Source organism: Streptomyces sp. SudanB182_2057 (assembly GCF_964272715.1).
Classification (GTDB): Bacteria; Actinomycetota; Actinomycetes; order Streptomycetales; family Streptomycetaceae; genus Streptomyces; species Streptomyces rubradiris.
Map to the genome: position 1 here is coordinate 3,055,610 of NZ_OZ186798.1, position 26,648 is coordinate 3,082,257.

The following is a 26,648-nucleotide window of genomic DNA, read 5'->3' on the forward strand; positions in this document are numbered from 1 at the left end:
ATCGGCCCGCACCGACAACCTCGGCGGGCGGTTCGTCACACTCAGGTCGCCTCCCGTGTGCTCTCCGTCTCACCCGTGAGCAAGCGCTCCAGCGCGGCCCGGTCCGGCAGGCCCTCGGGGCGTACGACCTCGCCGGTGCGCACGTACAGGAAGGCGGCCGTGACCGACTCGGGCGGGACGCCCTGCTGCTCGGCCCAGCCGAGGCGGTACACGGCGAGCTGGAGCGGGTCGGCGGTGCGGGTGCGGCCGGTCTTCCAGTCGAGGATCTCGTACGTCGCCTCGTCGCCGTCGCCGTCTCTGTAGACGGCGTCGATGCGGCCCCGGATGACGCGGCCGGCCAGGGTGATCTGGAAGGGGGCTTCCACCCGGTAGGGCGTGCGCCGGGCGTACTCGGTGCGTTCGAATGCCTCCTTCAGGGCTTCGAGGTCGCGTTCGTCGGCGATCTCGGCGTCGCCGCCGGGCAACTCGTCCGGTTCCAGCAGGGGCAGGGTCAGCTCCTCGAAACGGGACTCGACCCAGGCGTGGAACCGGGTGCCCCGGCGTGCGGCGGGTTGCGGGGGGCGCGGCATGGGGCGCGCGAGTTCCTGTGCGAGCCCGTCGGGGTCCTCGGCGAGCCGCAGCAGCTGGGACGCGGTGAGCGCGGCGGGCAGGGGGACCTCGGTGACGGCCTGCCGGGCGCGCAGCAGCTCTCCGGTGAGCGCGTCCAGGTCACGGTCCCAGGAGGCGACGGTGCGGGCCTCCTCCGGGGTGAGCCCGGTGCCGGGCCGCGGCGCGGCGGTGCGGGGTCCGTCCTGCGGGGCGGACACCTGGTGCGGGACCAGACCGGTGGGGCGGTCCGGGGCGTGGGCGGGGGCGTCGGCTTGGGCGGGGGTGCCGGCCGGGAGTGCCTCGCGCCTCCCGTCGGCGGGCTCGTGGCCGTAGGGCCCTTCGCCGTCGGGCTCGTGACCGTAGGGCTCTTCGCCGTCGGGCTCGCGACCGTACGGCGGCAGGTCCTCTTCGTGGGGAGTGTCCTCGTACGGATCACTGTCGTAAGGGTCGCCGTAGGGGTCCTCGTACGGCTCCTCGCCGTACAGGTCGTCGTACGGGTCGTCGTCCGGTGGTGCGGGCCAGTCCGGGTGTTCGTCGCCCGCGGGGTCGTGCCGGGCCGGGCCGGGGCCCTCGGGGCCGGCCGCGAGGGCGTCCAGGTGGGCGCGGACGGTCCGGGCGGCGGCGTGACGGCGGGCCAGCGCGTCGGCGTCCAGCGGGAGCGGCCACACCTGGTCGGTGCCGGCCGTGTGCAGGGCCGGGTTCTCCGCGTCCTCGGCGGGCTCCTCCGCCCACGCCTCGATCTCGCCGTACCCGGCGGCGCAGTGGTCGTACAGGGCCGTCAGGAAGTCGGAGGGGCCGCGCTTCTTCTTCTGGCTGGGTCCCCACCAGTGGCCGGAGCCGAGCAGGAGCGAGCGGGGGCGGGTGAAGGTGACGTAGCCGAGACGCAGTTCCTCGGTGTGCTGGTGGTCCTTCATGGCCTCGTGGAAGGACTTCATGCCGCGCGCGTCCCAGCTGTCGACGTCGGGCAAGGTGTCGGTGTCGCCGCGCAGGGCGTGCGGCAGCACCTTGGCCTGTGCGGTCCACTTCTCGCGGCCCTGGGCGCTGGGGAAGGTGCCGGTGACGAGTCCGGGGACGGCCACGACGTCCCACTCCAGGCCCTTGGACTTGTGCGCGGTGAGCACCTTGACGGTGTTCTCGCCGCCGGGCAGCGCGTTGTCGAGGCCCTTCTCGTACTGGGCGGCGGTGCGCAGGAAGCCGAGGAAGGCCAGCAGGGTGGCCTCGCCGTCGCTCGCGGCGAAGGACGCGGCGACGTCCAGGAAGTTGGACAGGGTCTCGCGGCGCCGGGCGGCCAGCGCGTGCGGTGACGCCGACAGCTCCACTTCGAGGCCGGTGACCGCGAGGACGCGGTGCAGGACGTCCATCAGCGGGTCGGACAGCGAGCGGCGCAGGTCGCGCAGCTCGGCGGCGAGATGGGCGAAGCGCACGCGCGCGTCCGCCGAGAACGGCAGGCCGTCGTCGTCCCCGTAGTCCTCGGCCGGGGTTTCCAGGAAGGTGTCCAGGGCGTCGGCGAGCGATATCACCTCGGCCGGGTCGACGCCCTCGACGGCCGCCGCGAGCCGGCGGTCGGGGTCGTCGGCGGCGTCCACGCGCGCGTGGGCGACCAGCAGGCGGGCCCGGCGGCCCAGCAGGGCGAGGTCGCGGGGGCCGATGCGCCAGCGCGGCCCGGTCAGCAGGCGCACCAGGGCGGCGTTGGCGCCGGGGTCCTGCAGGACCTCGCAGACGGCGACGAGGTCGGCGATCTCGGGCAGGTGCAGCAGCCCGGACAGGCCGACCACCTCGACGGGGATGTCCCGGGCGACGAGGGCCCCCTGGATCTCGGCGAAGTCGGTCGCGGTCCGGCACAGGACGGCGATCTCGCCGGGTGGCGTGCCGGTGCGCACCAGGTGGGCGAGGGAGTCGGCGATCCAGTCGATCTCCTCGGCGTGGGTGGGCAGCAGGGCGCAGCGGACCGTGCCGTCGTACTCGGCGCCGGGCGCAGGGCGGAGGGCCTCCACGCCCGCGTGCATGGCGCGCAGGGGCGCGGCGAGGCCGTTGGCGAGGTCGAGCAGGCGCCCGCCGCTGCGGCGGTTCTCGCTGAGCGCCTGCCGGGCGGCGGGCCGGCCGTCGGCGCCCGGGAAGTGGTCGGGGAAGTCGTCCAGGTTGGCGACGGAGGCGCCGCGCCAGCCGTAGATGGCCTGGCAGGGGTCGCCGACGGCGGTGACCGGGTGGCCGGTGCCGCCGCCGAACAGGCCGGCCAGCAGGACGCGCTGGGCCACGGAGGTGTCCTGGTACTCGTCCAGGAGGACCACGCGGAACTCCTCGCGCAGCAGGCGGCCCACCTCGGGGACGCGGGCGAGGCGGGCCGACAGGGCGATCTGGTCGCCGAAGTCGAGCAGGTCCCGCCGTCGTTTCTCGGCTCGGTAGCGCTGGACGAGGTCGGCGAGCTCCCGGCGGGCGGCGGCCGTCTCCGGAACCTTGCGCAGGTCGGCGTTGGTGAGCTTGGCGCCCTCCAGGGTGCGCAGCAGACCGGCGTCCCAGGCGCGCAGTTCCTCGGGGTCGACGAGGTGTTCGGCGAGTTCGGAGTCGAGGGCGAGCAGGTCGCTGACCAGGTCGGCGAAGGAGCGGGTCAGTGCCGGGTACGGTCCCGGGGCCTCGCGCAGCACGCGCGCGGCGAGCTGGTAGCGGGTGGCGTCGGCGAGCAGCCGGGAGCTGGGCTCCAGGCCGATGCGCAGGCCGTGGTCGGTGAGCAGCCGGCAGGCGAAGGCGTGGTACGTCGAGATGACCGGCTCGCCCGGCGGGTTGTCGGGGTCCACGGAGTCGGCGTCGGTGACCCCGGCCTTGATCAGCGCCTTGCGGACGCGCTCGGCCAGCTCGCCCGCGGCCTTGTTGGTGAAGGTCAGGCCGAGGACCTGCTCGGGGGCGACCTGTCCGGTGCCGACCAGCCAGACCACGCGGGCCGCCATCACGGTGGTCTTGCCCGACCCGGCGCCGGCCACGATCACCTGCGGGGCGGGCGGCGCGGTGATGCAGGCCGTCTGCTCCGGGGTGAACGGGATGCCGAGGAGCTCCTTGAGCTGCTCGGGGTCGGTGAGAGGGGCGGACATGTCGAAAGAGGCTAGCGGCGGGGACTGACAATCGGGCGCCGATCGGCCGCCCGGGGTGGAAGAAGCGCAGGTCAGCGCGGGTGGTGGGGTGCGTCACTCCTGCCGCGGCGGCTCACTCCACGACGTGCCGGCCCTCCGGGCGCGCGCTGCACGAGGCGCGGAAGGCGCAGTGTGCGCAGTGCTGGCCGGCGCTGGGGGTGAACCGCTCGTCGAGGACCTTGCCGGCGGCCGTGGCCAGCAGCTCGCCGACCCACTCCTGCGCCGTCGGCTCCTGCGTCTGCACCTTGGGCAGGCTGTCGCCTCCGTCGCGCTTGGCGGCGCCCTGGCGGAGGTGGACCAGTTCGGCGCCGCCCGGTTCGGGGCGGGCGCCGTCGAAGGCGGTGTCGACGGCGCCTTCCCGGATCGCGAGCTGGTAGACGGCGAGCTGGGGGTGGTGCTCCACCTCGCGCGCGGTGGGCGCCTGCTTGCCGGTCTTGAAGTCGACGACGTAGGCCCGGCCCGCGGCGTCCTTCTCCACGCGGTCCATCTGACCGCGGATGCGGACCTGGTAGTCGCCCGCTTCGAGGGTGACGTCGAAGTCCTGTTCGCTGGCCACCGGGGTACGGCCGGCCCGGTCCAGCACATGCCAGCTCAGGAAGCGTTCGAGCGCCACGCGCGCGTGCTCCTTCTCCTGCCGCGACTTCCAGGGCGCGTCGAAGGCGAGCGCGTTCCACACCGAGTCCAGGCGCTCCATGAGGACGTCGAGGTCGGCGGGGGTACGGCCGGAGGCGACCTCGTCGGCGAGGACGTGCATGACGTTTCCGAAGCCCTGCGCGGTGGTGGCGGGGGCGTCGGCCTTCACCTCGCGGCCGAGGAACCACTGGAGCGCGCAGGTGTTGGCGAGCTGGTCGAGGGCGCTGCCGGAGAGCACCACGGGCTGGTCCCGGTGGCGCAGCGGCACCTTGCTCTCGGTCGGCTCGTACATGCCCCACCAGCGGTAGGGGTGCGCGGACGGCACCAGCGGACGGCCGTCCTCGTCGGCGAGCGCGGCGAGCCGGGCCAGGCGGCGGGCGGCGGCCTCGCGCAGCGCGGCGGACGCGCGCGGGTCGACCGTGGTGGCGCGCAGCTCGGCGACGAGCGCGGCGACGGACAGCGGGCGGCGGGGGCGCCCGGTGACGTCCTTGGGCTCGACGCCCAGCTCGGTCAGGAACCGGGACGGCTGGTCGCCGTCGTCGGCCGGGGCCTTCACGGCGGTGACGACGAGTCGGTCACGCGCGCGCGTGGCGGCGACGTAGAACAGCCGGCGCTCCTCGGCGAGCAGCGCGCCCGGGGGCAGCGGCTCGGCGAGGCCGTCGCGGCCGATGCGGTCGGCTTCCAGCAGCGAGCCGCGGCGCCGCAGGTCGGGCCACAGGCCCTCCTGGACGCCGGCGACGACGACCAGCCGCCACTCCAGGCCCTTGGAGCGGTGCGCGGTCATCACGCGGACGGCGTCGGGGCGTATCGCGCGGCGCGTGAGCGTGTCGGCGGCGATGTCCTCGGCCTCGATCTCCGCCAGGAAGTTCAGGGCGCCCCGGCCGCCGGTGCGCTCCTCCGCGCGCGCGGCGGTGGCGAACAGCGCGCACACGGCGTCCAGGTCCCGGTCGGCGTTCCGGCCGGCCGCGCCGCCACGCCGGGCGGCCCGCTCCAGGCGCCCGGGCCACGGCGTGCCCTCCCACAGGACCCACAGCGCCTCCTCGGCGGTGCCGCCGCCCGCGAGGCGTTCGCGGGCCTTGCGCAGCAGCGCGCCGAGTCGCTGCGCCCCGCGCGCGTACGCCGGGTCGTGCACGGCCAGGCGCTCGGGCTCGGCGAGCGCCCGCGTGAGCAGCTCGTCGGAGGGCGGCGGCAGCGGGTTGCCGGCGGCGCGCTCCTCCTCGCGCAGGGCCCGGCCCAGGCGGCGCAGGTCGGCCGCGTCCATGCCGCCGAGCGGGGAGGTGAGCAGGGTGAGGGCGGTCTCGGTGTCGAGCCAGGGGGCGCCCTGGGCCGGTTCGGCGGCGTCGGTGCCCTGTTCTCCGGTGCGTCCGGCCGCCGCCGCGCTCTCGCCGGCTTCCTCCTCTTCAGTGGCCGACGCGCTCCCGTCCGTACGCTCGTCCTCCCCCGTACGTCCGCTCTCCGGCAAGCCGTCGGCCGGCCGCTCCGCCCGCTGCCGCGCCTCCGCCGTGGCGACCGCGCGCAGGGCCGTGAGCAGCGGCGCCACCGCCGGTTCGTGCCGCAGCGGCAGGTCGTCACCGTCGATGTCCACGGGGACACCGGCCGCGGTGAGGGCCCGGCGGAGGCTCGGCAGGCTGCGGGAACCGGCACGTACCAGGACGGCCATGTCGCTCCAGGGGACGCCGTCCTCCAGGTGCGCGCGGCGCAGGATGTCGGCGATGTTGTCCAGTTCGGCGCCGGCTGTCGGGTACGTGTGGACCTCGACCCGGCCGCCCTCCCGTACGGGGGCCGGTTCGCGGTGGGCGCGGACCTTGTCCGCGGGCAGCCGGGTCAGCGGCATGCGCCGGGTGATCAGGCGGGTCGCGGCCAGCAGGGCGGCGCCGGAGCGGCGGGACGTGCGCAGCACCTCGACGGGGGCCGGACGGCCGTCCGCGCGCGGGAAGGCGGCCGGGAAGTCGAGGATGCCGTTCACGTCGGCGCCCCGGAAGGCGTAGATCGACTGGTCGGGGTCGCCGAACGCGACGAGGGTGCGCCCCTGGCCGGCCAGCGCGTGCAGGAGCCGGACCTGCGCGGGGTCGGTGTCCTGGTACTCGTCGACGTACACCGCGTCGTACTGGGCCGCGAGCCGGGCGGCGGTCTCCGGGCGGCGGGCGAGCAGGACCGCGCGGTGGACCAGTTCCGCGTAGTCGATCACGCCCTGGAGGTCGAGGGTGTCGAGGTACTCGGCGAGGAACGCGGCGGCGGCCCGCCAGTCGGGGCGGCCGATGCGGCCCGCGAAGGCGTCCAGGGCCTCCGGGCCGAGGCCCAGCTCGCGGGTGCGGGCGAGGACGGCGCGGACCTCGTCGGCGAAGCCCCGCGTGGTCAGGCAGGCGCGCAGTTCGTCCGGCCAGCGCACATGGGTCAGGCCGAGCCGCTCCAGGTCCGGCTGCCCGGCGAGCAGCTCGCGGACGGTGACGTCCTGCTCGGGGCCGGACAGCAGGCGCAGCGGCGTGGTGAACCGGTCGCTGTCCTGGTGGGCGCGGACCAGGGCGTAGCAGTAGGAGTGGAACGTGGTCGCCCTGGGCGCGCGGGCGGCGCCCATGCGCAGGGCCATGCGGTCGCGCAGGTCGACGGCGGCCTTGCGGCTGAACGTGAGCACCAGGATCCGCGCGGGGTCGCCGCCCCGGGCGATCCGGGCCGCCACGGACTCCACGAGGGTGGTGGTCTTTCCGGTGCCGGGACCGGCCAGGACGAGCAGCGGGCCGCCGCAGTGGTCAACCACGGCGCGCTGGGCCGCGTCCAGACGAGGGGGATCCGCGACGGGCGGCGGGGTACGGACCAGTCGGTAGGCGCCACGCCTCCCCTGTCGCACCGAGGGGTACGACAGGCGCCTGGTGGACGAAGAGGAGCTCACGTGATCGGCCGGTCCTGGTGGTTGTGCTGGCGGGCGGGCGGTCACGCGCGCGTGGCAGTGACCGCGGGGTGAGGGGGACACGTGGCGCCGGCGCCAGGGTGCCGCTCCGGGCGGAAGCAGGGCTTCCGATCCGTCCCGGCGGGCACTCGGGTCATCCGGCTGGGTGCTCGAGTCGTGCCGCTGGGTGCTTGGGTCACCCCGCCGGACGCTCGGGCCACGCGTATCCCACCCCTCACGAACGTACGGCATGCCACAGACGTCCCCGATGTCACCCGAACGGGCCACGGGTCTGCCCTGGCGGCATCCGATGGCGGAAGCTGTCAGGTGTGACCCTCCGCGTCCGCGCCACCGTCCCAGCGGGCCCGTCGCATGTCGAGCCGCGGCAGATGACCCTGTGTGGTTCTGCCCGCCTCCTTCAGCGGGGTGCCCTCCGCGCGGTAGTGCGCCAGCGCGCGCAGTTCGTGTCCGGGCAGCAGCACGCCGTCGGCGCGTACGACCCGCCACCACGGAACGGCGCCCCCGTAGAGGGCCATCACCCGGCCGACCTGGCGCGGGCCGCCCTCCTCCAGCCACTCGGCGACGTCGCCGTAGGTCATGACCCGGCCCGGCGGGATCCCCTCGGCGACCTCCAGGACCCGCTCGGCGTACTCGGGCAGTGCGTCCGGGTGCCCGGCGCGGGCGTCTTCGGGAGGGCTCTGCTCGCTCATCCACCCCATCCTGCCGCACCGCTCCGGCACCCCGGCGGGGTGCGGGGCGCACGGCGCCCTCGCCCCCGGGCGGCGCTTCGGGCAGACTGTGCGCCCGCGCATCCGCACCCTGATGCCCCGGTGTGCCGGTGGGGCATGCCACCATCGTGCGGGCGGTGACTGGTGATACGAGACCAAGAAGAGACCATGAACGAGCAGGGCGCGCACCCCGAAAGAGCGGCGGGCACCCCTGACGCCTCCGCGCACCCGGACGCGTCCCGCACGGGCGACGCCGGCACCGGCGCGCGGCGCGAGGACACCGGTCCGCCCGAGAACAACGCCGTACGCGAGGGCGCCGGCGCGGCTGACGACGCCGTACGCGGCGACGACAGCGCGGCCAAGGACACCGGCCCGCCTGGGAACGACGGCGCGCGTGAGGACGACAGCGCGCCCCAGGCCGGCGGCACGCCCGACGACGCCTCAGGCGAGGACGACGGCACAGGCGACGACGCCTCAAGCGAGGAAAACGACGGCACGCGCGCGCGTGCGGGCGCGTCCGCAGTCGGTGAGGACTCCGTCACACGCGCGCGCGAAGGCGACATGACCCCCGAGGGGGCGCCCGGCGCGGAGCACACCCCCCCGGATCACCCGCCGTACGACGACGACCCGCACGCCGAGCGGGTGGCGGTCGACGAACCGCTGCTCCCCGCGCGCGTGCACCGCCCCTCCGACCTCATGCGGCTCCTGGTGGGCGTCCTGGCCATCGTGGTGCTCCTCGCGATCGCCGCGTTCGCGCACGGCACCACCTCGGGCTTCGAACAGGACATCAACAAGGGCACCGGACAGGCCCCGGACCTGCTGATCAAGATCGCGGGGCTGGCGTCCAGCATCGCGATCCTGCTGGTGCCGGTCGCCTTCGCCATCGAACGGCTGGTCAAACGCGACGGCCTGCGGATCGCCGACGGCGTCCTGGCCGCCGTCCTGGCCCACGGAGTGACCCTCGCCACCGACCTGTGGGTCGCCCGGGCCGCCCCGGACTCGATCCAGGAGGCGCTCACCCAGCCCTCGCCGGGCGACGTCCACGCCCTGACCGACCCGGTGCACGGTTATCTGGCGCCCGTGATCGCCTACATGTCGGCCGTCGGCATGTCCCGCAGGCCCAGATGGCGCGCGGTGCTGTGGATCGTGCTGCTGCTCGACGCGTTCTCGATGCTGGTCACGGGCTACACGACGCCCTTCTCGATCTTCCTCACGGTGCTGATCGGCTGGTCCGTCGCCTACGGCACCCTCTACGCGGTCGGCTCCCCCAACGTCCGCCCCACCGGCCAGACCCTGATGGCGGGCCTCCGGCACGTCGGCTTCCGCCCCGTCAGCGCCTCCCGGGAGGACGCCTCGGAGTCCGAGAGCGGTGACCGGGGCCGGCGCTATTTCGTCGCCCTGGAGGACGGCCCGCCGCTGGACGTCACGGTCGTCGACCGGGAACAGCAGGCGCAGGGGTTCTTCTACCGCGCGTGGCGCAATCTGACCCTGCGCGGCTTCGCCACCCGCTCCAGTCTCCAGTCGCTGCGCCAGGCGCTGGAGCAGGAGGCGCTGCTGGCGTACGCGGCGATCGCGGCCGGCGCCAACGCGCCGAAGCTGATCGCCACCTCCGAACTCGGCCCCGACGCGGTGATGCTCGTCTACGAGCACACCGGGGGCCGCACCCTCGACTCGCTGGCCGGCGAGGAGATCACCGACGAGCTGCTGCGCAACACCTGGCACCAGGTACGGGCGCTCCAGTCCCGCCGCATCGCGCACCGCAGGCTGGCCGGTGACGCGATTCTGGTGGATCGTTCCGGCAGGGTGATCCTCACCGACCTGCGCGGCGGCGAGATCGCGGCCGGGGAACTGCTGCTGCGCATGGACGTCGCCCAGCTGGTCACCACGCTCGGCCTGCGGGTCGGCGCCGAGCGCGCCGTGGCCTCGGCGGTCGGCGTGCTCGGGCCGGACGCGGTCGCCGACTGCCTGCCGATGCTCCAGCCGATCGCGCTGACGCGCTCCACGCGCGCGACACTGCGCCGGCTGGCCCGGGAGCGGGCCCAGCGCGAGCGCGAGGCGGTACTGGAAGCCTCCCGCCAGGCCAAGCTGGCCCGTCTGGAAGAAGCGTCCGGGACGGCCGGGACAGCCGCCGAAAAGCCTGACAAGAAGGCGGTACGGGCCGAGCAGCGCGCGGAGAAACGCGCCATCGACGAGGCCCTGGAGGAAGCCCGCGAGGAGGACCTGCTCACCCAGATCCGGCACCAGGTGTTGCGGATCAGGCCCCAGGCACCCGTGGAGCCGGCCCGCCTGGAGCGGATCCGGCCGCGCACGCTGATCAGCTTCATCGCCGGCGCGATCGGCGCGTACTTCCTGCTGTCGCAGCTGACCCACATCGAGTTCGGCACGCTGTTCGCGAAGGCCCAGTGGGGCTGGGTGGCCGCCGCGGTGCTGTTCTCCGCGCTCAGTTACGTCGCCGCGGCGATGTCGCTGCTGGGGTTCGTACCGGAACGGGTGCCGTTCCCGCGGACCGTGGCGGCGCAGGTCGCCGGATCGTTCGTGAAGATCGTGGCACCGGCCGCGGTCGGCGGGGTGGCCCTCAACACGCGGTTCCTCCAGCGCGCGGGCGTGCGCCCGGGGCTCGCGGTGGCGAGTGTCGGCGCCTCGCAGCTGTTCGGGCTCGGCTGCCACATCCTGATGTTGCTGTCCTTCGGCTATCTGACGGGCACCGAGAAGACGCCGTCGCTGTCGCCGTCCCGCACGGTCATCGCGGGCCTGCTGACCGTGGCCGTCCTGGTCCTCGTGGTCACGTCGGTGCCGTTCATGCGGAAATTCGTCGTCACGCGCGTGAGGTCGCTGTTCGCCGGTGTCGTACCGCGCATGCTCGACGTGCTCCAGCGGCCCCAGAAGCTCATCACCGGCATCGGCGGCATGCTGCTGCTGACCGCCTGCTTCGTGATGTGCCTGGACGCCTCCATCCGGGCGTTCGGCGACGGCTCGGTGTCGCTGAGCATCGCCAGCGTCGCCGTCGTCTTCCTCGCCGGCAACGCGCTCGGTTCCGCGGCCCCCACCCCCGGTGGCGTCGGCGCGGTCGAGGCGACCCTGACGGTCGGTCTGATCGCCGTGGGCCTGCCCAAGGAGGTCGCCGCCCCGGCCGTCCTGCTGTTCCGGCTGCTGACCCTGTGGCTGCCGGTGCTGCCGGGCTGGCTGGCCTTCAACCACCTCACCCGCAAGGGAGCGCTCTGAGACCCGTAGGGGGAGCCTTCTGTGACCCATAGAAGGGCGGCTCTCCGAGCCCCGCGAGGGAGCGTCTGAGATCCGTGAGGGAGCGGCTCTGAGGCCCGAGAGGAAGCAGCTCTGAGGCCCGAGAGGGAGTCCTTTGAGCGCCCGGTGATGTAGCCCGGACGGCCCGCGCCCCGCGCGAGCCGGCGTGCGCACGCTCACGATGGGGAGCATGGCGAACCCCTCCCGGCTGCGCGCCACCGCGCTGACCACCTCCGCTGTGCTGCTCTTCGCCGCGCTCACCGGCTGCGGCGACGACTCCGAGGACGGGGATCTCACCCACCAGCGGCTGGACTGGAAGGACTGCCCGGCCCCGTCCGAGGCGGAGGGCGGCGGCAGCGCCCCCTCGCCGCTGCCGAACGGCACCGAGTGGCAGTGCGCCACCATGAAGGCGCCGCTGGACTGGGCCGAGCCCGAGGGCGACACGATCGGCATCGCCCTGATCCGCGCCCGGGCCGACGGCCCCGCAGACCGCCGGATCGGCTCGCTGGTGTTCAACTTCGGCGGCCCCGGCGGCAGCGGCGTCACCACGCTGCCCGCGTTCGGCCCGGACTACGCGACCCTGGGCACCCGCTACGACCTGGTCAGCTTCGACCCGCGCGGAGTCGGCCGCAGCGCGCCGGTGAAGTGCGAGAGCGACGCCCGGCTGGACGAGTTCTTCCAGCAGGACGCCACCCCGGACGACGGCGCCGAACGCACCGAGCTGCTGCGGCGCACCCGGCAGTTCAACGCGGCCTGCGAGCGGAACTCCCGGAAGATCCTGCCGCATGTACGCACCACCGACGCGGCCCGCGACATGGACCTGATGCGCCAGATCCTCGGCGACCGCAAACTGCACTACTTCGGCATCTCCTACGGCACCGAACTCGGCGGCGTCTACGCCCACCTGTTCCCCAAGAACGTCGGCCGGGCCGTCTTCGACGCCGTCGTCGACCCCACCCAGAACGCCGAACAGAGCGCGCTGGGCCAGGCGAAGGGCTTCCAGCTCGCCCTGGACAACTTCGCCGAGGACTGCACCTCCAAGACCACGGAATGCCCGATCGGCGACACCCCGCAGGAGGTGAAGGAACGCATCGCGCGACTGCTCGCCGACCTGGAGAAGAAGCCCATCCCGGGCATCTCCCCGCGCGAGCTGACCCAGACCGCCGCCACCAACGGCATCGCGCAGTCCCTGTACTCGAAGGACTTCTGGGAGTACCTGACCGAGGGGCTGGAGGAGGCATACGACGGCGACGGCAGGATCCTCATGCTGCTGTCCGACTCGATGAACGGCCGCAGCGACAACGGGGAGTACAGCAATCTGACCGCGGCGAACGCCGCCATCAACTGCTCCGACGACAAGGCGCGGTACACCGTGGACCACGTCCAGCGGCGACTCCCCCGGTTCCGCGCCGCGTCCGAGCTGTTCGGGGACTACCTGGCCTGGGGCATGATCAGCTGTACGGACTGGCCGGTGCCCGGCGCCGCCGACCATCCCGACGTGAGCGCGCGGGGGTCGGCGCCCATCCTCGTCGTCGGCAACACCGGCGACCCGGCCACCCCGTACGAGGGCGCGAAGAAGATGGTGAACGCGCTCGGCAAGGGCGTCGGCGTCGAGCTGACATACAAGGGCCAGGGGCACGGGGCCTACGACAGCAAGAACAAGTGCGTGCAGCGGGCGGTGAACGGCTACCTGCTGGACGGGAAGGTGCCGAAAGCCGGCCTGGTCTGTTCCTGACATCTCCCCGAACCGGAGAGAAACCACAGGTCAGAACGTTATCCACAGGCCGCCACGGACCGGGCCCAAGACGCCTACCATGGCTTGGACGACCGGCGCGGCACGACGCGGCGGGCCTGTTACGGGGGGTGCGTATGAGGCGTTTTCTACGGTGGACGGCCGCGGTGGCGGCAGGACTGCTGCTGGCCGGCTGCGGCGGCTCGTCCGGCGGGGACGGAAAGGGCGACGGGGGCAAGGCGACCGGCTCCGCTCCCCCGTCGGCACCGGGTTCCCCGGCCACGCCGTCCGCCACGGCCCTTCCCGCCTCGCTCACTTCCCAGCGGCTCGACTGGCACCGGTGCGAGGCCACCGGTAGCTCCCCCGCACCGGGCGGCGCCTGGCGGTGCGCGACGCTCAAGGTGCCACTGGACTGGTCCGATCCGGACGGCAAGACGATCGGTGTCTCCCTCATCCGCTCCCGGGCGACCGGCGGCGACCGCATCGGCTCGCTGCTGTTCAACTTCGGCGGCCCCGGCGGCTCGGGAGTGTCGGCGATGCCGTACTTCGCCTCCGCCGTCTCCGAACTCCACGAGCGCTACGACCTGGTGAGCTGGGACCCGCGCGGCGTGGGCGCGAGCGCGGGCGTGCGCTGCCGCGACGACCGGGGTATACAGGCCGCCGAGACCGTGGACGCCACGCCGGACACCCCGGCCGAGGAGCAGGCGTTCTTCCGGGATGCCGCCGACTTCGGCAAGGGCTGCCAGAAGGCCGCCGGCGCGCTGCTGGCCCATGTGTCCACCACCGACACGGCACGCGACATGGACCTGATGCGCCAGGTCCTCGGCGACGACAGACTGCACTACTTCGGCATGTCCTACGGCACCGAACTCGGCGGTGTCTACGCCCACCTGTTCCCCAAGCGAGTGGGCCGGCTGGTCCTGGACGCGGTGGTCGACCCGGCCGCGGACATGATCGGGCACGCCGAGAACCAGGCCCGTGGCTTCCAGCGAGCCCTGGACGACTACCTCGAGTCCACCGGCCAGGACCCGGCGCGGGGTGCGCGGGAGATAGCCGACCTGCTGAAGCGGCTCGACGCCGCACCACTGCCGGCCTCGTCCGGGCGGAAACTGACCCAGACCCTCGCGACCACCGGGATCATCCTCCCGCTCTACAGCGAGTCGAGCTGGCCCGAACTGACCAGCGCGCTCAAGTCGGTCCGGCAGGGCGACGGTTCCGGACTGCTGGCGCTCGCCGACGAGTACAACGAGCGGAACGCCTCCGGGCGATACGGCACCACGTCCCACTCCCAGCGGGTCATCTCGTGCCTGGACGACAAGCAGCGGCCGGCACCCGCCGAGGCCAAGCGCCGACTGGCCCGCTTCGAGCGGATCTCCCCGGTGTTCGGGACCTACCTCGGCTGGGACACGGCGGGCTGGTGCCACGACTGGCCGGTGCCGGGCCAGTACGACACCCCAGAGGTCGCCGCTCCCGGCGCTGCCCCCATCCTGCTGATCGGCAACACCGGCGACCCGGCCACCCCCTACGAGGGCACCCGCAACATGGCCGACGAACTGGGCCGCGGAGTAGGCATCCAACTCACCTGGAAGGGCGAGGGCCACGGAGCGTACGGCAACGGCAGCGACTGCGTCGACACGACGGTGAACACGTATCTGCTGAAGGGAACGCCACCGAAGGACAACAAGGTCTGCTCATAACGCCGTACCGCACCGACTACTGCCTCTTCCAGCCCTTCCCACGACGGCCCGAACCTCGGGCCAGGGCCATACCTGCCGTCGACACGACTGGTGACGACAGAAGCCCACGGCTCCGGTCAGGTCGGAGCCGTGGGCTTCTCAGGCCCGCTGGTAAGCGGAAGCGGTGATCAGTAGACCGGCTTCTGCGGCTCGATCTGGTTGACCCAGCCGATGACTCCGCCGCCGACGTGGACCGCGTCGGCGAAGCCGGCGGACTTCAGGACGGCGAGGACTTCCGCACTGCGGACGCCCGTCTTGCAGTTCAAGACGATCTTCTTGTCCTGCGGGAGGCTCTCCAGGGCGGTGCCCATGAGGAACTCGTTCTTCGGGATCAGCGTGGCGCCCGGGATGGAGACGATCTCGAACTCGTTCGGCTCGCGGACATCGATGATCTGGATGTTCTCGCCGTCGTCGATCCACTCCTTGAGCTGCTTGGGAGTGATCGTGGAGTCGATCGCCGCCGCCTGGGCCTCCTCGGAGACGACGCCGCAGAAGGCCTCGTAGTCGATCAGCTCGGTGACGGTCGGGTTCTCGCCGCAGACCGCGCAGTTCGGGTCCTTGCGGACCTTGACCTGGCGGTACTGCATCTCCAGGGCGTCGTAGATCATCAGGCGGCCGACCAGCGGGTCACCGATGCCGGCGAGGAGCTTGATCGCCTCGTTGACCTGGATGGAGCCGACGGACGCGCACAGCACGCCCAGCACGCCGCCCTCGGCGCAGGAGGGGACCATGCCGGGGGGCGGCGGCTCCGGGTACAGGCAGCGGTAGCAGGGGCCGTGCTCGGACCAGAAGACGGACGCCTGGCCGTCGAAGCGGTAGATCGAGCCCCACACGTACGGCTTGTTCAGCAGCACGCACGCGTCGTTGACCAGGTAGCGGGTCGCGAAGTTGTCGGTGCCGTCGATGATCAGGTCGTACTGACTGAAGATGTCCATCACGTTGTCGGCTTCGAGCCGCTCCTCGTGAAGGACCACGTTCACGTACGGGTTGATGCCCTTGACGGTGTCACGGGCCGACTCGGCCTTGGAGCGGCCGATGTCCGACTGGCTGTGGATGATCTGGCGCTGCAGGTTCGACTCGTCGACCTCGTCGAACTCCACGATGCCGAGGGTGCCCACGCCCGCGGCGGCCAGGTACATCAGCGCCGGCGAGCCCAGGCCGCCGGCGCCCACACAGAGCACCTTGGCGTTCTTCAGCCGCTTCTGCCCGTCCATGCCCACATCGGGGATGATCAGGTGGCGGGAGTACCTGCGAACCTCGTCTACGGTGAGCTCGGAAGCCGGCTCGACCAGGGGTGGCAGCGACACGGGGACTCCGTTGGTCGGTCAATCACTACAGTTGTTCTCCTCGTAACACTGCCACGCCCTTCTTCATTCCGAGACACCCGTTCCGAGGCGCGAGACGGATGCGTCCCAGCAGCCGGGCACCGTCCCCGAGGGGCCGGTCCGCGCGGGCGCCGGCCGTGGTCAGATGCGGCAGGCCGCTTCCATCCAGATGTCGGCCAGGGACTCCTCGAGGTTGATGCGGGGCCGCCAGCCGAGGCGGTCGCGAGCGGTGCGTACGTCGGCCTGCTGCCAGCTGCCGCAGCCGTCCGGGTAGGGGTAGGCCACCGGGGGCGCGTGGTCGGCGTCGGCGCGGGGGTGCCCGAGGGCGGTACGCAGCGGCCCGGGCGGGGCGTCCAGTTCGTGGAGGGCACCGCCGTACCCGGCCACGCGCGCGAGCACGGCGGCGGCGTCTCTGAGGCGGACAGCACGGCCGGAGCCGATGTTGATCACGCCTTGCGCGGCGGAGAGCGAGGCGGCGTGCACGGCCCGGGCGACATCGCGTACGTCCACGAAGTCGCGCTGGACGCCGAGGCCGCCGAGCTTGAGCTCACCGTCGCCGGACTGCATGGCGCGGCGCATGGCCTCGGCGAGCCGGCCGAGCGGGGAGCCGGCCGGGGTGCCGGGACCGGCCGGCGAGAAGACGCGCAGGACGACCGCGTCCAGTCCGGAGCCGAGGACCAGTTCGGTCGCGGCGAGCTTGCTGACGCCGTAGGGGCCGCCGGGGCGCGGCACGGCGTCCTCGGGCGTGGAGGAGCCGGGCTGGCTGGGGCCGTACTCGGAGCCGCAGCCGATCTGCACCAGGCGGGCGCCGCAGCCGCTGCGGCGCAGCGCCTCGCAGACGGTGGCCACGGCGACGGTGTTGTGCCGGGTGAGTTCGCGGGCCCCGCCACGGGTCGCGCCGGCGCAGTTGATGACGACCCCGGGGTGCACCGCGTCCAGGAAGCGGGTGAGCGCGCCCGGGCTGCCGGTGGCGAGGTCGAAGCGGACGTCGGCGTCGTCGCCGCGGCCGAGCGCGGTGAGCTGGACAGCCGGGTCGGCGAGCAGGCGGTCGGCGACGAAGCGGCCGATGAATCCGTTGGCTCCGATCAGCAGGACCCTCATCGGGCGGCTCCCGGGGCGTGCGCGCCGGTGGTACCGGACGTTTCGACGGCTCGTGCGGCTGCTCCGGACGCTCCGGCGGCTCCGGCGGCTCCGGACGCTCCGGGTCGGGAGGTGGTCATCTGGTGTTCTCCTTCAGAGGGATGGTGCGAATGCCTGCGGCGAGTGGGTCGGGCCGGCGGGCGGGAGATTCACTCGGGTGCTCCCGTGGGAGCGTGGGCCGAGGCCCGGGTGAGGGCGCGGCCGGCGTGCCACAGCAGGGCCGTGGCCGCGGTGCCGCAGGCGAGAACCGGCACGGCGGCCTCGCCCCCGGCGTCCACGAGGGTCTGGACCGGGACCGCCAGGAACGCGCAGCCCGGCAGCCGTCCGACCGTCGGCAGCGCGAGCGCCAGCGCCTCCAGGAACACGGCGGCTCCCAGCGCGCGGGCGGGGGCGCGCCGGTGGCGGTGCGCGGTCAGCAGGCGGGCGGACAGCAGCAGGGCGCCCAGGGTGAGGGCCTGCGGATAGGCCGCGGGCTGGTGCAGGACGGTGCCGCACAGTCCGAGGAGTGCGGCGAGGGCGGCCAGGAAGAGGGCGTACCCGCCGAGCAGCGGCGGTGTCACGGCGGCCGTGAACTGCCTCAGGGTCCGGCTGCCGGTGAGCCCCCGGTAGGCGCCGACGGCGAGGACGTGGGCGCACCAGGCCCCGGGAGCGCAGGCCAGCAGGAGGGCCAGGGCGGGCGCGGTGGCCGTGGGCCAGGGGCCTTCCGGTGCGCCGGTGGGCGGGGCGTCGGGGCCGCCCGCCAGTACGGCGTGCAGGAGGCCGTCGCCGAGGAGGGCGTACCCGAGCAGCCAGAGCGTCCAGACGCGCGTGCCGATGGTGGTGCGCCCCGCGTGCGCGCCGGGCGGGATGCGCCCCACGCGCGCATTCGGCGCGGTACTCCCCGCGCGCGTGCCGGGCGGGCCGGCGAGCGGGCTGTGGCGCAGTGCCGCGCGGGTGGCGAGGGCGACGGCGAGAAGGCCGCCGAGTGCCACCAGCAGGCGGGGGGTCCCGTGGGTGAGGCCCAGCCCGGCCACCGTGGCCGCGCCGAGCGCTCCGGGCAGGAGGGTGAGCAGGAGCCAACCGGCGCGGACGCGGGGCACCGGCAGCGGCTGGGGTTCCGGGGAGGGCCGCTCGGTGTCGCGCGGCACGCGCGCGTGCAGTTCCTCGGCGAGCGAGAAGACGTCACGGTGGCGGCAGCGGGCGGCGGTCCGGTCGGTGACGCCCTGCGCCTCCAGCCCCACGGCGATCTCCAACGGGTCCACGGCCCGCTCGCACAGCTCCCGGTGCCGGTGCAGCAGGGCTTTCACCGGGTCCCCTGACTCGTACGGAACGCGCCCGCCCTGCGACGGCCCACCGAGCCCGGCCCACGGCACCGACGCCGACAGCAAGGGTGACGGCGAGGGCGAGGGCGAGGGACCGCTCCCAGGACCCGTCCCGGCCGGACCGGCCAACGGGCCGAAGGCGGGCCCGGTCCCCTGCGGACCGACGGACGGCGGACCCACGGCAGGCGACGGCCCCGCGGCCGGCGGACCCTCGGACAGCAAGCCCGCGGACGGCAGACCCTCAGACAGCGCTCCCGCAGACACCGAGCCCACGGGCGGCGGACCTTCGGGCAGCCGCTCCCGTGGCGACCGTCGCGACCGTCCGCCTCCCGACAGTTCCCCCGTCGGCACCCACTCCCCCGACCGCGCGTCCCACGGGTCCGCGCCACCCGGCATCCCCGGCCGGTCCGAACCCACCGGGTCCGTCCAGGCCGAGCCGCTCCCGACCGGACCCGCCCAGGCCGGGCCCGCCGAGTTCAGGTCTCTCCAGGCCGGGCCCGCCAAGTCTGGGTCTCTCCGGGCCGCGTCCGCCCACGCCGGATCCGTCCACCCCAGGTCTCTCCCCGCGCTCCCTCTCCCCGCCAGGGCGCCCTCACCCGGGTCGTCCGTCGTCGCGGCGGCCGGTGTGCTCGGCGTGCCGCGCCCCTCCTGAGGCCCGGCGGCGGACTCGGCGGTCAGGCCCGAGTCCGGGCCCGGTCCGTTGCCGGGCCTCCGGCCCTCCGGGTCTCTCATCGTGCCTCCTCCGCCGATGGCTGGGTGCTGTCCGCGGCCCACGCGGGGACACCGCGGGGCAGGGCGCGGTCCTCCGGACCGGTCCAGTGGCCGGGGACGAGGGACTCGGCGGGGGCCGCGAAGGGACGGGGCTCGTCCGGCGCTGCCCGGCGGACCGGGCAGCGCGAGGCGATCTCCAGGTAGAGGCCGTGGAAAGCCATGGTGTTGCGCTCCACGGTGAACAGTTCCAGCGCCCGGGCGCGCGCGGCGGCACCAAGGCGCGCACGGCGCTCCGGGTCGCGCAGCAACGCCACGCACGCCTCCGCGAGCGCCTCGGAGTCATGCGGTGGTACGACCAGTCCCGTGCCGCCGATGACCTCCGCGACCGCTCCGACGTCCGTCGACACCGTGGCCCGGCCGCTGAGCATGGCCTCGACAAGGCCGGCCGGGAAGCCCTCCGCGCCTCCGGAGAGGACGACGACCGCGCCGGCGGCGTACGCGTCGGACACCGCCGTCTCCTCCAGGGGGCCGGGCTCCTCGAAGGAGACGGGGTGGTCTCCCTCCGCCGCTTCCGGGAAGAGCCGCGCGGCCAGCGTCCGGCAGCGGCCGAGGCAGGCGGCGCCCTCGGGGCCGGTCGGCGTGCCCAGGACGCGCAGGCGTGCCTCGGGCTCCTCCCGGCGGACCACGGCGAAGGCGTACAGCAGGTTCTCCAGGTCCTTGCCCGGGCCGACGGGCCCGGCCCAGACCAGCGTGCCCGGGTCGGTCCGGAGCGCCGGCTCGGCCGCCTCCGCGAATGGTCCGGCCGCCGTGCCGGGGTACACCGTGCGGATGCGGGCGCGGTCGGCGCCGCACCGTTCCTGCCAGCGGCGCGCGTGCGCGTCGCCCGCGGTGATGAGTTCGGCCGCGCGGTAGACCTCGGCCGTGAGCCGGCCGTGGAAGGCGGCGAGGACGGCGCGTACGGCGGGGGCGGCGGTGTGCGGGCCGGATGTCAGGTAGTGCGTGCGCAGGTGCACGGCGTACTCGGTGACGAGCAGCGGCACACCGCGGAAGTGCCGGGCGAGCAGCCCGCAGAGGGCGGGCGGGCCGCCCGTGGTGGCGTGGCAGAGGTCGGCCGCGCCGAGGGTGTCGTCGTCGTACCAGTCGAGCGAGAGGGGGCGCAGGGCGCGTTCGAGGTGTGCGGCGATGGTGAGCAGGTCGGATACCCGCGCCTCATGCGCCGCGCACAGCGCGCGGGGAGCGCGGCAGGCTCGCTCCAGGGCGCGTACGGCGATGTCCGAGCGCAGGGCGCCGGCCAGTCCGCCCTTCTCCCGGGCGAGTTCGGCGAGTCCGTACAGCGCGCTGCCGAAACGGTCCGTCAGGCTCCCGGGCGTGCCCGGCGCCTCCGCCCCGGGCAGGGCCCCGGCGGCTCCGGCGCGCGTGCACACCGCCCCGGCCAGCTCCTCGTAGCACTCGGCGAAGCGTCGGCGGGCGCGTCGGCCGTACCCGGGGCCCTCGGCCGGCCATGGCGGCGCCGTACGGACCCGGCGCACCTGCGGCGGCAGCGGGACAGGGAGGCCACCGGCCTCCTGGTGCGGGCCGGGGCCGAGCGCGTAGAGGTCGAACTCGTGCTGCTCCAGTCCGCGCACCAGCCGTTCGCACCAGAGCCGGGCGTCACCGCTCACATACGGATGACCACCCTCGGTAAGCAGCGCTATGCGCACGTGTGCACCCCCGGTCTCCCGTCTGGGGAGCCGCCGTCGGGCCGGCGGCTCGCAGCGGGACGAACGTAAGGGGACGAGGCGGTGGTGCGACGGACGGTTGTCCGTCGCACCACCAAAAGGGGTGAACGCTCGTAACTTTCGCGTGCGGGTCGCGTTCGGCCGCGCTAATGCGTCACAGGGTGACCGCGCGAGCGCGAAACGTTACAGCGTCGAGCGGACGCGAAAGCGGGCGCTAGGCCGCCGCCGGTTCGCGCCGGGCGGCGCGCCGCCGGGCCGCCAGCTCCGGGTCGAGCGCCGGTACGGCGGCCAGCAGCTGCTGGGTGTACGGCTCGCGCGGGCTGTCGTAGACCTGGTCGGCGGGCCCGTACTCGACGAGTCGGCCGCGCCGCATCACCGCGACCCGGTCGCTGACCTGGCGGACCACGGCGAGGTCGTGCGCGATGAAGACCAGCGCCAGGCCGAGTTCCCGCTGGAGTTCGCCGAGCAGGGCGACCACCTGGGCCTGGGTGGTGACGTCGAGCGCGGAGACCGGCTCGTCGCAGACGAGGACGCGCGGCTCGGCGGCGAGGGCGCGGGCGATGCCGACGCGCTGGCGCTGGCCGCCGCTGAACTCGTGCGGGTAGCGGTCGTAGTGCGCCCGGTCGAGCCCCACGCGCTCCAGCAGGTCCGACACGCGCCCCCGGATGCGTTCCTCGTCGCGTTCGCCCCGCGCGCGGAGCGGGTCGGCGATGGACTCGCCGACGCTGCGTCGGGGGTTGAGGGAGGAGACGGGGTCCTGGAAGACCATCTGGACGGCCGGGTTCACCCCGGTGTGCGGGCGCCCCTCGTAGCGGATCCCGCCGGCGGTCGGCGCCAGCAGCCCGACCAGCATGCGGCCGAGCGTGGTCTTGCCGCTGCCGCTCTCGCCGACCACGCCGAGGGTTTCCCCGCGCCGGACGGTCACCGAGACGTCGTCCACGGCCGCGAACGCCCGCTTGCCGCGCCCGAATTCGCGCCGCACCCCGTTCGCCTCCAGCACGACCTCGCCGGTGGCCGGGGAAGCGGTCCGGCGGGCGTCCACGCGCGGGACGGCGTCGAGCAGCTCGCGGGTGTACGGCTCGGCGGGCGCGGCGAGGACGGCGCCGACCGGGCCGCGCTCGACGGCTCTGCCGTGCCGCATGACGAGGATGTCGTCCGCGCTCTCGGCGGCCACGCCCACGTCGTGGGTGACGAGCAGCAGGCCCATGCCGGTCTCCGCGCGCAGGGCGTGCACCAGGTCGAGGATCTGGGCTTGGACGGTGACGTCGAGGGCGGTGGTCGGCTCGTCGGCGATCAGCAGGTCCGGCTCGCCGGCCAGGGCCATCGCGATGAGGGCGCGCTGGCGCATGCCGCCGCTGAACTCGTGCGGCCGGGACCGGGCCCGCCGGGCCGCGTCCGGGATGCCGACCCGGTCCAGTACCTCGACGGCACGCGCGCGTGCGGCGCGGCGCGTCACGCGCGCGTGCACGCGGTGGACCTCGGCGATCTGGTCGCCGATCGCGTAGTACGGGTCGAGCGAGGACAGCGGGTCCTGGAAGACCATGGCCGCCTTGGCGCCGCGCAGCCGGCGCAGCTCCTCGTCGGAGGCCGCCTGGACGTCGGTGCCGGCCACCCGGACCGAGCCGCCGACCCGGGCGCCGGTGCCCCGGTGCAGGCCCAGCAGGGCGCCCGCGACCGTGGACTTGCCGGAGCCGGACTCGCCGACCAGGGCGAGGGCGGCGCCCTCCGCCAGGCTGAAGGAGAGCCCGTCGACGGCGCGCAGGGCCCCGAACTCGACGGTCAGGTCCGTCACTTCCACCAGGCTCATGCGAGCACCACCCGTCGGTCGGCCACCGCGTACAGGACGTCCGCGACGGCGTTGGCGAGGACCACGAAGAAGCCGGTCACCAGGACCATGCCGACGACCACCGGCAGGTCGACGACCTTGACCGCGCGCACCAGTTCCTGGCCGATGCCGGGCAGGCCGAACAGGGTCTCGGTGAGGACGGCGCCGCCGACGGCCGAGCCGACGGTGACCGCGTTGAGCGCGATGACGGAGGCCGTCGCGCCGCGCAGCGCGTGCCGGACGATCACCGCGCGTTCGCCGACGCCGTAGGCGCGGAAGGTGCGGATGTGGTCCTCGGCCAGCGTCTCCAGCATCGACGCCCGGGTCAGCCGGGCGAAGCCGGCCGCCTCGATGAGGGCGAGGGACAGCCAGGGCAGCAGCAGGTTCCACGCCCACTGTTCGGGGTCGTCGGTGAAGTCCACGTACTGCGGGAAGGGCAGCAGTCGGAGTTCGCCGCAGACGACGATCATCAGGATCAGCCCGATGACGAAGACGGGGGTGGCGACGCCCGCGAGGGTGACCGCGGTCAGCACGCGCTCGGAGAGCCGGCCGCGCCGCCAGGCGGACAGCACGCCGGTGCCGACGCCGAGCAGCAGCCAGATCACCATCGCGCCGAGCACCAGCGAGAAGCTCACCGGCAGCTTGGCCCAGATGATGTCGGTGACCTCCCGGCCGGTCTGGTACGACTGGCCCAGGCAGGGCGCCGCGCAGTGCTCCACGGAGGTGCCCGTGGAGTAGTCCTGGCCCACGAAGACGCCCTGGAGGAAGTGCCAGTAGCGCACGTACAGCGGGTCGTCGAGGTGGAGTTGCTGGGCCACCTGGTGGACCTGGGCCGGGGAGCAGCGCGGGCCGCAGGTGATCTGGGCGACGTTGCCGGGGGTGACGTAGAAGACCACGTAGATGATCACCGAGAGCACGAGCAGGGTGACCACGGCACCGGCGAGCCGGCGCAGGACGAAACCGGGGAAGCCGTTCACGCTCCCTCCTCCTTCTTCGGCGCGGTCCGCGGCGCGGTGGCCGGTACGGCCGCCTGGGCGCGGGCCTCCCGCTTGCGGCCGGTGCCGACGCGCAGCCGGGAGGCGGCGCGCGGGTCGAGGGCGACGCGGACGCCGTCGCCGAGGACGGTCATCGCGAAGACGGTGACGAACAGGGCGAGGGCGGGCAGCAGCAGGTACTGCGGGGCCGCCTGGTACCAGACGTCGGCGCTGGTGAGCATCTGGCCCCAGGAGGGGGTGGGCGGCTTCACGCCGACGCCGAGGAAGGACAGGGCCGCCTCGGCGCTGATGTTCGCCGGGACCATCAGCGCGGCGTAGGTGATGACCGGTGCGGCGAGGCCCGGGAGGAGTTCGCGTACGGCGGTCCGCCAGGTGCTCCAGCCGCTGAGCCGGGAGGCGGAGACGTAGTCGAGGTTCTTCAGGGCCAGTGTCTGCGCGCGCACCATCTTCGCCATCGTGGACCATCCGGCGACCAGCGAGAGGATCAGCGCGACCAGGACCGGCCGCGGGAAGCCGTCGGGCACGACGGCCAGCAGGGCCAGCGCCATGATCATCAGTGGGAGCGACACGAAGATGTCGGTGATCCGGCTCAGGACCAGGTCGACCCAGCGGTTGCCGAGCCCCGCGGCCACGCCCACGGCCACGCCGAGGACGACCTGGACCAGCATGGCCGCCAGCGACACGCCCAGGGAGACCCGCGCGCCGTAGACGAGCCGGGCGAACATGTCGCGTCCGGTCTGCGGCTCGACGCCCAGCCAGTGGTCGGCGCTCGCGCCGCCGAAGGAGCCGATGGGCACGCCGCCGCGGGCGGAGTCGATCAGGGCGGGGTGGTAGGTGGTGGGGTCCTGTCCCTCCAGGGCGGTGAGCAGCGGCGCGGCGAGCGCGACCAGGAAGAGCAGCGCGACCACGACGGCGGCGACGAGGGCGGCGCGCTGCGCCCGCAGCCGCCGCCAGAACTGACGGGCCCCCGGGACCGCCGGGACGGTGGTGTCCGTCCCGGCGGTCCCGACGGCGGCAAGTGCCTCGCTCACGGTGCTACTTCACCGCGACCTGGGAGACGTCCAGGACACCGGTCCAGTCGCTGATGACGATGTTCTTGACGTCCGAGCCGTACAGGCGCTTGTACACCGGGTGGAACAGCGGCACGACCAGGGCCTTCTCGCCGATCTTCTTGTCCAGCGCACCCCAGCGCCGGGCGGCGGCGTCAAGGTCGGTCAACTTGTTGATCGCGTCAATCTCGTCATTGACCGACTTGTCGTCCAGCAGGCCCGTGTTGAAGTTCGCTCCATCCTTGACGATCTGCCGGCCGTCGAAGATGGGCGCGAGGAAGGGGCCGCCGGACGGCCAGTCCGCGCCCCAGCGGGAGAGGAAGAGGCCCGGCTCGGTCTTCACGCTGTGGATCTTGTCCCGGTAGTCGTTCTCCTCCAGGCCCTGGAGCTTGACCGTGATGCCGGCCTTCTTGAGCGCGTCCTGGACGGCGGTGGCGATCTCCGGGCTGGTCTCGAAGTCCTTGCTGTTGGAATGGGTCAGCGTGACGGTGAGGCCGTTCTTGTGACCGGCCTGCGCGAGCAGCTCCCTGGCCTTCTCCGGGTTGCCGGAGGCGCCGGCCGGGAACGGGTCGTACGGCGTGTAGCCGAAGGACTTCTGGTTCGGCAGGAAGGTGGTGGCGGGCTCGGCGAGGGCGCTGCCGCCGGCCGCGTTGACCACGGAGGAGCGGTCGACGGCGTACGCGATCGCCTGGCGCACCTTCGGGTCGTCGAACGGCTTCACCTTCGGGTTGAACGCGAGGTAGTTGGTGTAGCCGAAGTGACCGGTCCCCACCCGGGCGGCCAGCTGCTTGTCGCCGCTCACCTTGGCGAGTTCGGCGGGGCCGAGGTTGGTGTCCGTGGTGACGGCGGCGGCGTCCGCGCCCTGGGACGCGGACAGCCGCTGGTTGATCACCGAGGAATCGAGCCCGGAGCGCACGTCGATGGTGTCCGGGTACGCCTTGCGCTCGGCGTCGGTCGCCGCCGACCAGTGCGGGTTGCGCTCCAGGACCAGGTGCTCGCCGTCGTTCTCGTTCTTGACGACCTTGTACGGGCCGGAGGAGACCGGGTGCGACTCGTACTTGGTGCCGGTGTCCTTGCCCTTGGGCACCGGGGTGAACTGCGTCTGCGTGGCGAGGTACGGGAACTCGCCCTCGGGCTTGTCCAGATGGAAGACGATGGTCCGCTCGTCGGGCGTCTCGATCGCGGCGAGGCCCTTCTTGTCCTTGTACGGCCCCTGGTAGTCGGCGGCGCCGGCCAGCCAGTCCCGCAGATAGGGGGCGCCGCCGGAGAGTTCGGGGGCGAAGGAGCGCTCGATGCCGTACTTGATGTCGGCCGAGGTGATCGGCGTGCCGTCCTCGTACTTGAGGCCCTCCTTCAAGGTGTACGTCCACACGGTCGCGTCCTTGTTGGGGCGCCCGGTGTCGGTGGCGAGGTCCGGGACGACCTTCGCGCCGGCCTCGCCGTTCTCGCGGTTGCGCGTGGTGAGGGTGCGGAAGACCAGCGAAGGGACGTTTCCGCCGCCGGAGGTGTACAGGCGCGCGGGGTCGAAGTCGCTCTGCGGCTGGGAGTTCAGGATCGTGAGCGTGCCGCCCTTGTGGGGCGCGGAGTCGCCACCGGAGCCCTTGGCATCGCTGTCCTCGGGGCCGCAGGCGGCGACGCCCGCTGCCACGACCAGGCTGACGGATGCCGCTGCCACGCGGCGCGCTCTGACGGACGGTTGACGCATCGGAATGACGACCTCTCGGGATGACGAGTCGGAACCGAGTCGAGTTGATCCATGGTTGACCGAGAGCCAATCAGGGTTGATCAAGGGTTGATCGACGTTTCTCGGCGAGTGAATCGAGGATTCTCTCGACACGTGAGACATGTGGACGAGGAGTGAGACGACTGCGGACAGACGTCGGCCCCGGCGTCGGGTCGTCGAAAAATCCGTGACGCGGTC

The 26,648-nt window shown here is 73.7% G+C and carries 14 protein-coding genes; 3 read left to right on the forward strand and 11 right to left on the reverse strand.

The genetic code is table 11. The features are described from left to right. Positions 1-41 precede the first annotated feature (41 nt). The 3 genes from ACSURM_RS13010 to ACSURM_RS13020 all read right to left on the reverse strand — a co-directional run bounded on the left by ACSURM_RS13010 (position 42) and on the right by ACSURM_RS13020 (position 7,937). Positions 42-3,671: a UvrD-helicase domain-containing protein gene (locus ACSURM_RS13010; protein WP_436955152.1), complete on the reverse strand. Its 3,630-nt coding sequence runs from the start codon at positions 3,669-3,671 to the stop codon at positions 42-44. Positions 3,672-3,783: 112 nt separating this feature from the next. Beyond that, positions 3,784-7,230: an ATP-dependent helicase gene (locus ACSURM_RS13015; RefSeq protein ID WP_436955153.1), complete on the reverse strand. Its 3,447-nt coding sequence runs from the start codon at positions 7,228-7,230 to the stop codon at positions 3,784-3,786. A gap of 320 nt (positions 7,231-7,550) precedes the next feature. After that, positions 7,551-7,937, reverse strand: a complete 387-nt coding sequence (locus ACSURM_RS13020) for an MGMT family protein (RefSeq protein ID WP_436955154.1) — start codon at positions 7,935-7,937, stop codon at positions 7,551-7,553. Positions 7,938-8,516: 579 nt separating this feature from the next. Here ACSURM_RS13020 and ACSURM_RS13025 point away from each other — a divergent pair. From ACSURM_RS13025 to ACSURM_RS13035, 3 genes are all read left to right on the forward strand, one after another. Then, positions 8,517-11,177 (forward strand): lysylphosphatidylglycerol synthase domain-containing protein, encoded by a 2,661-nt coding sequence (locus tag ACSURM_RS13025; protein WP_436961062.1) that lies wholly within the window; start codon positions 8,517-8,519, stop codon positions 11,175-11,177. Positions 11,178-11,385: 208 nt separating this feature from the next. Further along, positions 11,386-12,930, forward strand: a complete 1,545-nt coding sequence (locus tag ACSURM_RS13030; protein ID WP_436955155.1) for an alpha/beta hydrolase — start codon at positions 11,386-11,388, stop codon at positions 12,928-12,930. 134 nt (positions 12,931-13,064) lie between these two features. Further along, entirely contained in the window at positions 13,065-14,624 is a 1,560-nt protein-coding gene (locus tag ACSURM_RS13035) for an alpha/beta hydrolase (RefSeq protein ID WP_436955156.1), read from the forward strand. A gap of 167 nt (positions 14,625-14,791) precedes the next feature. Here the strand turns inward: ACSURM_RS13035 and moeZ are convergent, their stop codons facing one another. The 8 genes from moeZ to ACSURM_RS13075 all read right to left on the reverse strand — a co-directional run bounded on the left by moeZ (position 14,792) and on the right by ACSURM_RS13075 (position 26,432). Beyond that, positions 14,792-15,970: an adenylyltransferase/sulfurtransferase MoeZ gene (gene moeZ, locus ACSURM_RS13040; RefSeq protein ID WP_436955157.1), complete on the reverse strand. Its 1,179-nt coding sequence runs from the start codon at positions 15,968-15,970 to the stop codon at positions 14,792-14,794. A gap of 159 nt (positions 15,971-16,129) precedes the next feature. Next, the gene (locus ACSURM_RS13045) at positions 16,130-17,089 is read right to left on the reverse strand and encodes an NAD-dependent epimerase/dehydratase family protein (RefSeq protein WP_359040869.1); all 960 of its coding nucleotides are present in this window, start codon (positions 17,087-17,089) and stop codon (positions 16,130-16,132) included. Between the two features lie 188 nt (positions 17,090-17,277). Next, positions 17,278-18,414, reverse strand: a complete 1,137-nt coding sequence (locus ACSURM_RS13050) for a hypothetical protein (RefSeq protein ID WP_436955158.1) — start codon at positions 18,412-18,414, stop codon at positions 17,278-17,280. A 743-nt stretch (positions 18,415-19,157) separates the two neighbouring features. After that, positions 19,158-20,840, reverse strand: coding sequence for a DUF3492 domain-containing protein (locus ACSURM_RS13055; protein ID WP_436955159.1), 1,683 nt, complete (start codon positions 20,838-20,840; stop codon positions 19,158-19,160). A gap of 232 nt (positions 20,841-21,072) precedes the next feature. After that, positions 21,073-22,665: a dipeptide ABC transporter ATP-binding protein gene (locus tag ACSURM_RS13060; protein ID WP_436955160.1), complete on the reverse strand. Its 1,593-nt coding sequence runs from the start codon at positions 22,663-22,665 to the stop codon at positions 21,073-21,075. Further along, positions 22,662-23,660, reverse strand: coding sequence for an ABC transporter permease (locus tag ACSURM_RS13065; protein ID WP_436955161.1), 999 nt, complete (start codon positions 23,658-23,660; stop codon positions 22,662-22,664). Before ACSURM_RS13065 ends, ACSURM_RS13060 begins: the two co-directional genes overlap by 4 nt. Then, positions 23,657-24,709 (reverse strand): ABC transporter permease, encoded by a 1,053-nt coding sequence (locus ACSURM_RS13070; protein ID WP_436955162.1) that lies wholly within the window; start codon positions 24,707-24,709, stop codon positions 23,657-23,659. Before ACSURM_RS13070 ends, ACSURM_RS13065 begins: the two co-directional genes overlap by 4 nt. Before the next feature lie 4 nt (positions 24,710-24,713). Continuing rightward, a complete protein-coding gene (locus ACSURM_RS13075) occupies positions 24,714-26,432 on the reverse strand; it encodes an ABC transporter substrate-binding protein (RefSeq protein ID WP_436955163.1) in 1,719 nt (572 codons plus the stop codon). Positions 26,433-26,648 lie beyond the last annotated feature (216 nt).